6 protein-coding genes are annotated in these 10,253 nt (G+C 63.7%); 3 read left to right on the top strand and 3 right to left on the bottom strand.

From position 1 onward, the window contains the following. The first annotated feature begins 576 nt into the window (after window positions 1–576). A complete protein-coding gene (locus tag ACROSR_RS19420) occupies window positions 577–1,587 on the top strand; it encodes an efflux RND transporter periplasmic adaptor subunit (protein ID WP_432687540.1) in 1,011 nt (336 codons plus the stop codon). After that, window positions 1,584–4,799 carry an efflux RND transporter permease subunit gene (locus ACROSR_RS19415; RefSeq protein WP_432687539.1) on the top strand — a complete coding sequence of 1,072 codons (3,216 nt, stop codon included), beginning with the start codon at window positions 1,584–1,586 and terminating at the stop codon, window positions 4,797–4,799. Before ACROSR_RS19420 ends, ACROSR_RS19415 begins: the two co-directional genes overlap by 4 nt. Window positions 4,800–5,650: 851 nt before the next feature. Here the strand turns inward: ACROSR_RS19415 and ACROSR_RS19410 are convergent. Both ACROSR_RS19410 and ACROSR_RS19405 read right to left on the bottom strand, forming a co-directional pair. Further along, window positions 5,651–6,418, bottom strand: a complete 768-nt coding sequence (locus ACROSR_RS19410; RefSeq protein WP_432687538.1) for a slipin family protein — start codon at window positions 6,416–6,418, stop codon at window positions 5,651–5,653. Between the two features lie 57 nt (window positions 6,419–6,475). After that, window positions 6,476–7,933 carry an NfeD family protein gene (locus tag ACROSR_RS19405; protein WP_432687537.1) on the bottom strand — a complete coding sequence of 486 codons (1,458 nt, stop codon included), beginning with the start codon at window positions 7,931–7,933 and terminating at the stop codon, window positions 6,476–6,478. Window positions 7,934–8,567: 634 nt separating this feature from the next. Between ACROSR_RS19405 and ACROSR_RS19400 the strand changes: the two genes are divergently transcribed. Continuing rightward, window positions 8,568–8,969 carry a helix-turn-helix domain-containing protein gene (locus tag ACROSR_RS19400; protein ID WP_432687536.1) on the top strand — a complete coding sequence of 134 codons (402 nt, stop codon included), beginning with the start codon at window positions 8,568–8,570 and terminating at the stop codon, window positions 8,967–8,969. A gap of 370 nt (window positions 8,970–9,339) precedes the next feature. Here the strand turns inward: ACROSR_RS19400 and ACROSR_RS19395 are convergent, their stop codons facing one another. Continuing rightward, the gene (locus ACROSR_RS19395) at window positions 9,340–10,014 is read right to left on the bottom strand and encodes a hypothetical protein (RefSeq protein WP_432687535.1); all 675 of its coding nucleotides are present in this window, start codon (window positions 10,012–10,014) and stop codon (window positions 9,340–9,342) included. Between the last annotated feature and the right edge of the window lie 239 nt (window positions 10,015–10,253).

The raw sequence follows: 10,253 nt of genomic DNA, 5'->3' as shown, positions 1-10,253 counted from the left end.
GCTGACGTCATCGAACGCATCTTGGCTGACGAGAAGAAGAACCGTTAAGTTCAAACGGCCTTCGGCGAATGCTTACCCTTTAATGTGCGCTCGACCTCCTGCCGGCGGATGTGCGATGCGACACTAGGCTGGGGGCACCCGGTGTCGGTCCGGACAACCAGCACGTTCACACCATCATTTTTCTGGCGGTGATCGAGGGGATGGACATCATCTGCGAGACTGCGCTGCCCGGGCGCACGGTTGCGGCGCTACGCGGCGGGCGGCCATTCGGTCGGCCACAATCGGCAAGCCTCGAGACACCCGACGCGGCTTCGTCTGCAGCGACTCGCAACCGGTTGACCGGCTGCGGAGCGGAATCTGTGCTGCCGTCTCGGACACACGCAAGGAGAGGCAAGCGATCGGCTTCTGACGGACCCCGGATGGTCGGCACGCAGAGAACCCCTGCCGCGGCACATCCGGGCCTTTGACTGGGGACACATTGTTTCAAGACCATGCTGGTGCTAGCGTCGAGAGGTCTTACGAAGCGTTTACCGCCGCGGTAAACAGTGCCGGCCGGTGAGAGAGGAATACGACAGCATGCCAGCGCACCCGTGGCGATATCTTTGCGTCTGCCTGTTCGTCCTGCTCGCGGGCACCGCGGCGACGGGCGAGCCTTTTGCCGTGGAGCAGCGAATTCTGCCGGACCGCAAGGCGGTTTTCGCCCAGGTCGAGAGCGCCGACATTACCCGCGCACGCACGCGGATCGCGGGCACGATCGAGGAATTGTCGATCGACGAAGGCGATGCGGTAGAGGCGGGAGCGCGGATTGCGCGGGTGGTCGATCCAAAACTGCCGCTTGAGGTGACCGCGATCCAGAACCGCATCGAGGCGGCGCAGGCCCGGGTGCGGGAGGCCCGTCTTGAACGCGACCGCATGGAAGCCCTGCGCGAGCGCGGCACCGTGAGCCAGTCTACGATGGATACCGCACAGACCCGGTTCGACGTGGCGAAGGGCGAACTCGCCGCCCTCAGTGCCGAACGCAAGGTGGTCGAGCAGCGTAGGCGCGAGGGTGACGTCCTCGCGCCCGCTACGGGGCGCGTGCTGGAGGTTCATGTGACGGATGCCCAGGTCGTGCAGCCGGGCGAACTCATCGCGACGATCGCGTGCGAATGCTATGTGTTGCGTCTGCGGTTGCCCGAGCGTCACGCCCGATTCATTGCCGAGGGCGACACCGTGCTGGTGGGCGAACGCGGGCTGTCGATCCGTGACGAGGCGCTACGCGAGGGTCGGGTAAGCCAGGTCTATCCCCGCCTGGAAAACGGCCGTGTGGTCGCCGATGTCGAGGTTGCCGGATTGGGCGACTACTTCGTCGGCGAGCGCACGCGGGTCTTCGTCGCGACGGACCAACGCCCCGCCTTTATGGTGCCGCCAGCCTATCTCCGCAAACGCTCTGGCGTGAACTACGTCCATGTGCAGGGTATTGGCCCCGTGGTGGTTCAACCCGGCCGCCCGCTTGCCGAGGGGGTCGAGATCCTTTCCGGCGTGCTGACGGGCGACGTGTTGCTTCTGCCGGAGGAGGCAAACAAGCGCGCGGGGGCCGCGAAATGACCCCCGGTCTTACGGGGCGGCTGGCACAGGTCTTCATTCGCTCGCCGTTGACGCCGCTTCTGTTGCTCGCGGCCGTGGCAATGGGTGTCCTCGCACTCAGTCAGCTTCCGCGCGAGGAGGAGCCGCAGATCTCCGTGCCGATGGTCGATGTGCATGTGCGCGCCGACGGGCTGGACGCTCGCGACGCAGTTGAACTGGTGACCAAGCCGCTGGAGGATCTGCTCAAGGGCATTGACGGCGTCGAGCACGTCTACTCCGACACGCGCGACCACGGGACCGTCGTCACCGCGCGCTTTTTCGTGGGCACCGACGCCGACGACGCCATTCTGCGCGTGCACGAGGAGCTGCGCGCCAATGTCGAGCGCATCCCCGAGGGCATTCCTGACCCCGTGGTCATCGGACGCGGCATCAACGACGTGCCGATCCTGACACTGACGCTGAGTCCCCGGCCCGATGTGCTAAGCCGGTGGGATGATACCGAGCTTCACACGCTGGCGCGCAAGCTGCGCCACGAGCTGACCAAGGTCGAGAATGCGGGCTTCTCGATGATCGTCGGGGGGCGTGAACGCCAGATCCGGGTCGAGCCGGACCCCGAGCGGCTTTCCCTCTATGGCGTGAGCCTGCAGGCGCTGGTCGAGAAAGTGCGCAACGCCAACCGGGCCTTTGCCGCGGGCGCCCTGCGCGAACTGAACGCCACGCTGCCGGTCACGGCGGGCGAGACGCTGCGCGGCGTGCCGGATATCGGCAACCTGCTGCTGACGACGCGCGATCGCCGGCCGGTCTATGTCAAGGACGTGGCGCAGGTCGTGGTGGGCGGCGCGCCGGAGGAACACCGCGTCTGGCATCTGGCGCGCGACGCGGCGGGCGGGTTCGCGCCGCACCCCGCGGTCTCGGTCGCGCTGGCCAAGCGCACCGGCAGCAACGCCGTCGATGTCGCGGACGCCATGCTGGCCCGCGTCGAGGCGCTGAAGGGCACGCTGATCCCGGAGACCGTTGCGGTCACGGTCGCGCGCGACTACGGTCGCACGGCCCAGCAGAAGTCGAGCGAACTGATGATGCAGCTGCTTGGCGCGACCGTGTCCATCGTCGTCATCATCGGATTGCTGGTCGGCTGGCGCGAGGGGCTGGTCGTGATGGTCGTGATCCCTGCGACGATCCTGCTGACCTTCTTCGCCACCTGGCTGATGGGATACACGATCAACAGGGTCAGCCTTTTCGCCCTGATCTTCTCGATCGGCATTCTGGTCGACGACGCCATCGTCATGGTCGAGAACATCGTGCGCCGCTGGCAGGAGGGGTCCGGGGACGACCCGGCCAGAACGGCCATCGGCGCGGTGGACGAGGTGGGCAATCCCACAATCGTCGCCAATCTCACCATCATCTCGGCGCTGCTGCCGATGCTGGCAGTCTCCGGCATGATGGGCCCCTACATGAGCCCGATCCCGGCCAACGCAAGCGCGGCGGTGCTTCTCTCGCTGTTCGTCGCGGTTACCGTTGCGCCATGGCTGCTGCTTCTGCTGCGCCGGCGAGGCGAACAGGGCGGGAGCGGCATGGGCGACGACCGGGCAGCACGGCCTGGCGGGCGTCTCGGTGCCGCCTACGTAACGGTGGCGAAACCCGTCCTCCGCACGCGCCTGCGGGCGGGGGTCTTTCTTTTGGCCACCGGTCTGGCGACGATATCGGTCCTCGTTCTGTTCTGGAGCCGGGACGTCACGGTCAAGCTGCTGCCCTTCGACAACAAGTCAGAGATGCAGGTCGTCATAGACCTTCCCGAGGGCGCGTCGCTGGAGCAGACCGAACGAACGCTCTTCGCCGCGGCCGAGCGTCTCGCCGCCATCCCGGAAATCATCAACATGCAGGTTCATGCGGGCACCGCCGCGCCCTTCAACTTCAACGGCCTTGTGCGCCACTATTACCTGCGGGCGGCGCCGCATCAGGGCGATCTAAAGATCAATCTCGAAGAGAAGGACGCGCGCCAGCGCCAGAGCCACGCGATCGCGCTCGAGGTGCGGGAACGTCTTGCCGACATGGCGCTTCCCGACGGCACGGCCCTGACGGTTGCCGAGGTTCCCCCCGGCCCCCCCGTCATCGCGACCCTGCTCGCCGAGGTTTACGGCCCCGATGCCGAGACCCGGCGCGAGGCCGCCCGGCGCATCGCGGCGGCCTACGACGCGGTGCCCTTCATCGTGGACGTCGATACCTCCTTCGGCCGGACGCAGGAGCGATTGCGCCTGACCATCGACCAAGAGAACCTCGAATATCACGGCGTCGAGCAGCAGGCCGTTTTCGACACGATCCGCACCCTCCTGCGAGGCGTGCGGGTTGGCTACTCGCACCATGTGGACGGGCGCAAGCCACCCGCCATCGTGATCCGGCTGCCGAAAGCGGACCTGTTCCTGTCCGAACGCCTGTTGTCGACCCCCGTGCCCGCGCGGGACGGCACGGTCGAACTGGCCGATGTGGTGATCCAGACGCGCGAGCAGACCTCCTATCCGATCTTTAGGCGCAACGGTCACGACGCCGAGATGGTGATGGGCGAACTTGCAGGCACCTACGAGGCGCCGATCTACGGGATGTTTGCGGTCGAGGAGCGCGTTGCGGGCATGGACTGGTCCGATCTCGGCGGTGCCCCCGAGATCCGCTACGACGGCCAGCCCCGCGCGCCTGAGACACTCGCGCTACTCTGGGATGGCGAGTGGGAGATCACGCTGACCACGTTCCGGGATCTCGGCCTCGCCTTCGGGGCGGCCCTACTGGCGATCTACCTTCTGGTGGTTGGCCAGTTCTCAAGCTTCAAGCTGCCGTTGGTGATCCTGACGCCGGTCCCGCTCACGCTGATCGGAATCGTTCTGGGACACTGGGCCTTCGGCGCCCCGTTCTCCGCTCCCTCGATGATCGGGTTCATCGCGCTGGCGGGGATCATCGTGCGCAACTCGATCCTGCTCGTGGATTTCATCCGCATGCGTCAGCAGGAGGGCTATCCGCTGCGCCCCGCGCTTATGCTGGCCGGCGCCGTGCGCTTCCGCCCGATCTTCCTGACGGCCTTCACCGCGATGGTGGGCGCCGCCTTCATCCTGCTTGACCCGATCTTCCAGGGGCTGGCGATCTCGCTGCTGTTCGGCCTGCTCTCGGCGACGGTCCTGACGGTGATGGTCATCCCCGCGATTTACGTGCTGATGCGCGACGACGGGTCCGAGTTCGAGGATCGGTGATCGGCACCATGTCGATTCGTCCGGCGTGCATTCACCGAATTAGCGCCGCGGCAATGGAGAGAGAGGGTGTCTATTGGAAATTCGGACCAAGATCTCGATCCCGAGAGCGGTTCTCCAGAGCGGCCCACATGGCGAGATCATCGTCGCGAGTCGTCAAAGACGGGCCGCAAGGGGCTGCCCCGCAGCTAGGCGGCAGACGGCCCAGGTCAGACACGCGCGGCTCAAGGCGTCAGCGGTGAGGCTGCTGCGGTCGGTCTCCATTGCCTCGGGCCTTCGCCCCAGCATACGGGCGAGTCAAGAGGCTCGTCATTCGTCGTGGCATGATCAGAAATGGCCGGCCTATCCGCACCCAAAATGCGAAACATCATCTCTCGTTATAGTTTGAAAGACGATCCACCAAGTGCTGGCATCAAAGGACTTTATCTGTATCACCCCGGCCGAATCGACATTCAAGTCTAGGCTCCGACCGTTATTCCTACCGTTTCTTTAAAGGATGTTGGAGCACTGTTCGACACCCTTCCTCCATCCGGCATCTTGTGTGAGATGGCGCGAATTAGTTTCCGGCAAGCGTTGGGCTATAAGATCCGCGTGGCTTGCAAAAACAAAGGCCTAACAGGCGATCCGACCCCAGATTCGGACAAAGACAGGCGATTGCACTGTCTCCGATCGCGGGACCGGACGGACCGCTTGGGCCGAGAAAACGTATTGTTTTCATTCTGGTCCAAGTGGTCTTGGTAAAGTTCGGGGCTTAAAGCTACGAACCATTCCGAATGCGCGCGGTCGCTGGCATCATCGCCAAGGACGTCTCAACCCGGGAGCGGGGCATGTCGCGAGTGCCGTGCGTGCGCGCTTCAGCTGTCCTTTTTCATGCCGGGAACCATGCCTGCCAATTCCATCGGGAAGGGGAAGACGATGGTCGAGCTCTGATCCCCTGCAATGACGTTGAGCGAGCTGAGATAGCGCAACTGCATGGCGCCGGGATCCTTGGCCATGATCTGGGCGGCTTCCAGCAGGTTCTGCGCCGCCTGCTGCTCACCCTCGGCGTTGATCACCTTGGCGCGGCGCTCGCGCTCGGCCTCGGCCTGCTGTGCGATGGCGCGGATCATGGATTCGGCGATGTCGACATGCTTGATCTCGACATTCGCGACCTTGATCCCCCAAGCCTCGGTCTGGGTGTCGAGAATGTCCTGGATGTCGTCGTTCAACTTGTCTCGATCCGCCAGCATCTCGTCGAGCTCGTGCTTGCCGAGCACCGCGCGCAAGGTCGTCTGCGCAAGCTCGCGGGTGGCGTCCATGAAATTCTCGACCTGGATCGTGGATTTCTCGGCGTCGATTACGCGGAAATAGATCACCGCCGAGACGTTGACCGACACGTTGTCCTTCGAGATCACGTCCTGCTTGGGCACGTCGAGCACGATGGTGCGCATGTCCACCCGGACCATTTTCTGGATGACGGGGATCAGGAAGATCAGGCCCGGCCCCTTCGTGCCGGTATAGCGGCCAAGCGTGAAGACCACCGCACGCTCGTATTCGCGCAGGATCCTGATGGCTGCGGCGAGAAAGACGATCAGAAGGATCGTCAGAACTCCATAAAAGCCGAAATCTGCCAGCATGGTCATGATGTTCTCCTTTCTACGGGCGAAACTGTTGCCTCAATCGAACGGTGAGTCGCTCCGTCAGTCGCCCTCTCCAGACGGTTCCACGATCACGACAAGGCCTGTAATCTCGCGCACCCGCACAGCGTCGCCGGGGGCTAGGCCGTGTGGGCCGCGCGCCTTCCACCGTTCGCCGTGCAGCCAGACATGACCCACCTTTTCATGCCAGTCGATCACCCGGGCCTCGGCGTTCACCAGCTCCTCCTGCCCGGTCACCACGCGGGCCCGGAAGGAGCCGCGTGTCAGGTGGACGACGACAAAGGTCACCGCCACACCAGCCACCGCGACGGCCGCGATCAACGGCTCGGAGATCGCCAACCCCTCGGCCTCGGTATCCACCAGGATCACCGACCCGATCACCAGCGCAACGGTGCCGCCGATGCCGAGAATGCCGAAGGACGGGGCGAAGGCCTCGGCGACGATCAGCGTCAACCCCAGCAGGATCAGCCCGGCCCCGGCCCAGTCGAGCGGCAGCAACGCCAGCGAATAAAGCCCCATGAGCAGACTGATGCCGCCCACGGTGCCGGGCACCAGCGCGCCGGGGTTGAGAAATTCGAAGATCAGCCCGTAGACGCCGACCAGCATCAGGATCAGGGCGACATTCGGGTTGGTGATCACCGAAAGGAACTGGGTGCGCCAGTCCGGCTCGACGGTCTCGAGCGCAAGCCCGTCCGTAGCCAGCGTGCGCATGCTGCCATCCGACATCTCCACGACCATACTATCGGCTTGCGCGAGCAGATCGTCGAGGGTCTGCGCCACGAAATCTATCACGCCCTGCTCGGCGGCTTTGTTCGCACTGAGGCTCGCGCTCTGGCGCACCGCGCTCTCGGCCCAGTCGGCGTTACGCTCGCGCAACTCGGCGAGCCCGCGGATATAGGCCACCGCGTCGTTGATCGCCTTTGCCTTGGAGGCCGAGCCGGAGGGAGCCTTGCCCTCCGGCGTGTCTTCGGTGTCCTCGCTCTCCGCGCCCCCGGGATCGGCGGCGCCTTCGGCTGTCCCGCCGGTGTCTTCTTGCGCGGCGGATCCGTCAGTGGCGGCGGTCGCGTCCCCGTTCGCCTGCAACTGAAACGGCATCGGGCTGTCACTGTCACCGCCTCCACCTCCGATCGCGACTGGCGTCGCCGCGCCCAGATTGGTGGCCGGAGCCATTGCGGCTATGTGACTGGCATACATGATGTAGGTGCCGGCACTTGCGGCGCGCGCGCCGGACGGGCTGACATAGCTTGCCACCGGCACGGGCGATGCGAGAAGCGCGCTGATGATCTCGCGCATCGAGGAATCGAGCCCCCCGGGTGTATTCATCCGCAGCACCACGAGCGGCAGATCACGCTCGGCCGCGTCCTTGAGGGCGCGCGTGATGTAGTCGGACGAAGCCGGGCTGACCGGCCCGTCGAACTCCAAAACCATCGCGGGAGGGCCGTTCTGCGGCTCCTGCGCCATGAGTCCGAACGCCCCCAAGATGAGCGTCAGGGCGATCATGGCCCTCAAGCCTATCCATCGCACCACCGCGCGATAATGAAAGGAACCATGGTGCTCAAGTGTCAATCTCTCACTCCTCGGAGTTCAGAGTCCGCGCCCGTCTCGCAACATCCCGAAAACGGCCCGGACCGGCGGCACACCATGTTACCTATGCATTAAATCTCGTTCGACCAGAGCCTGCGCTCTATCGATTTCCATCGCCGGGAGGATGAGCATCCGTGAGACGGGCCCACGGCCGCCGTAACCGCCAGGACGGGATCATGTGCAGAAACGCAGATTGTCCTGACACCTGAGCACCTTGTGTGCGCCGGTCCTGCGCCTGCGACAGGAGGACTGCCCCGGAAGGTCCGGACATTGGAGATGTCGAGTTACACGCGGGTTCCCATGACGTTCGTGACCGCATTTTGTATCGCGGAGCGACCTTCATAGCGCGGCGTCCGCAAGGCCTGCGATCACCGTTCAATGAGCACTTTGCTCAACAGCGAGGCTTGACTGGCAGCAAGCAGCCACCACGCCGCCGCAAGTGGGAAATGCACGCCATCCCAGGATCTCTCATCCTGCCGCACATCCCCATGCACGCATTTCTATAATGAAAGCATGCAGCAAGTGCTGCGTCACACAGGAGAAAATGACAATGACCAAGAAACCGTTCGAGGACACCCGCCTCGCGAAATATGTCGAGCGCCGCATTCTGGAGCTGAAGCCGAAGAAGACCCAGGCCGAGATCGCCGCGCAGTGCGGCTTCGTGAACCCGAACATGATCACGATGATCAAACAGGGCCGCACCAAGGCAGCCTTCGATCGCATCCCCGCCATGGCCCGGGCTCTGGACGTCGATCCGGCCTACCTGATGGGGCTCGCGCTGGAGCAGGCCATCGAGAAGACCGCGGCCGCGGCAGTGATCGAGGTGTTCGGCGATCCGATCACCGAGAACGAGCTGGCCTGGGTCAAGGCGATCCGCGAAGCTTCGGGCAACAGCGATCCGCGCCTGACCAGCCGGTCGCAGGCGGCGATCAACACGGTGTTCGGGAAGTGAAAAGATGGAGCATGTGGAAGTAGACACCCTGACGGACGACGAGTTCGCATGGTTGGCGTTCTTGCGGCTGATTGGAAGGGGTCGTGCTCCGGCACCGACCATCCGACATGTGCGGCTTCTGAGACGCCTCTGCGACTCCCGGAGAACGTAGCCGCGTATAGGGGGACGGGCACCTGGAGTTCGGCGAGGAATGGCTGCACTGCCGCTCCTCGCCGGATCCCATGACATGGCCCACAAGAGATGATAGCGGAACCTATGTTCGCGACCTGACAATACCTGGCGGAAGCAGGATTTCGGGTGCAGACCCGACATCCTTGAGCGAAGCGGTCAGGTGAGGGCAATCAGCCCGGAGCGGATCCTCAACCCTTTGTCAGTTTCTGCAATATCCGACCTTCACCGCGCGGCCGCCAGCCAACTCCCGCGCCGCTAGGAACAATTCACCCGCTTCGATCTCGCGAGCGGTCAGATCCTTACTGACCGGAGCGGATGAGAAGATGGCGTTCCGACAAACGCGAAGCGCGTCAGCGGCGCCATTCCAACGGCTCCACCGGTGGACAATAACGAAGCGCTCTCCTCGTTCCGCCTGTGGCCGCAATACCTCGTGTAGCCAGTGTTGGTGAAACAGCGCGGAGGGTAGCGATTTCGTCATACGGGTCACGTGCTTCGCCTTCCCATCTACCGAACGGTAGGCGACACCGTTTACCAACGTTGCGACCCCGTCCACCAACCATTGTGAATAGTTTCGCGCAAGGTAATAGGGTGAGAGCATTCTTTCGTCGCGGCTGACCGGACGCGGGTTCGCCAGCATGTCCCGAAACTCATCGTGGGCATCTCGATCAGGGAACTCGGCCGGTGTCAGCGAAGCGTCGTATCCTCCGTTATTGTCGAGTATGACGATCGGTGCGTTGATCACGTCTCCGATGAAGGCTGGCGGCGGGAAATCCAGATTGAATCCGTGATCGGGGAAAAGCTCGAAGTTCGACATGTCGGCGGGATGAACCGGGCCGTCCAGTTGCGACCAATACTCGGAAAGCTCTTTTGTCATTCGATGATCATAGCACCTCTCAACGGTGAGATCAGCCCGAAGCGGACCCAAAGCCCTTGGTATGAAATAAATGCATTGGCTTCCCTCTGCTCTTGCGTCACTTGACGCGCAGTTGAAACAGAAAGTGCGTCTATTGTGGGAAGCTGTATTGAGTCTGGACTCATAACCAATAGATGACAGTCGCGGCTAGCGCGATCGCCGAGAGGACGACCTTGGGGCACCTGTCATACCGAGTTGCG

Source organism: Roseovarius tibetensis (assembly GCF_050896375.1).
GTDB classification, from domain to species: domain Bacteria; phylum Pseudomonadota; class Alphaproteobacteria; order Rhodobacterales; family Rhodobacteraceae; genus Roseovarius; species Roseovarius tibetensis.
Note: the sequence above shows the minus strand (reverse complement) of the source record. Positions and strands in the feature narration are given on the sequence as shown.

Coding starts and splice junctions, on each gene's coding strand:
- ACROSR_RS19405 (WP_432687537.1), bottom strand. CDS start 7,933: ATGATCGCCCTGACGCTCATCTTGGGGGCGTTCGGACTCATGGCGCAG.
- ACROSR_RS19395 (WP_432687535.1), bottom strand. CDS start 10,014: ATGACAAAAGAGCTTTCCGAGTATTGGTCGCAACTGGACGGCCCGGTT.
- ACROSR_RS19410 (WP_432687538.1), bottom strand. CDS start 6,418: ATGACCATGCTGGCAGATTTCGGCTTTTATGGAGTTCTGACGATCCTT.
- ACROSR_RS19420 (WP_432687540.1), top strand. CDS start 577: ATGCCAGCGCACCCGTGGCGATATCTTTGCGTCTGCCTGTTCGTCCTG.
- ACROSR_RS19400 (WP_432687536.1), top strand. CDS start 8,568: ATGACCAAGAAACCGTTCGAGGACACCCGCCTCGCGAAATATGTCGAG.
- ACROSR_RS19415 (WP_432687539.1), top strand. CDS start 1,584: ATGACCCCCGGTCTTACGGGGCGGCTGGCACAGGTCTTCATTCGCTCG.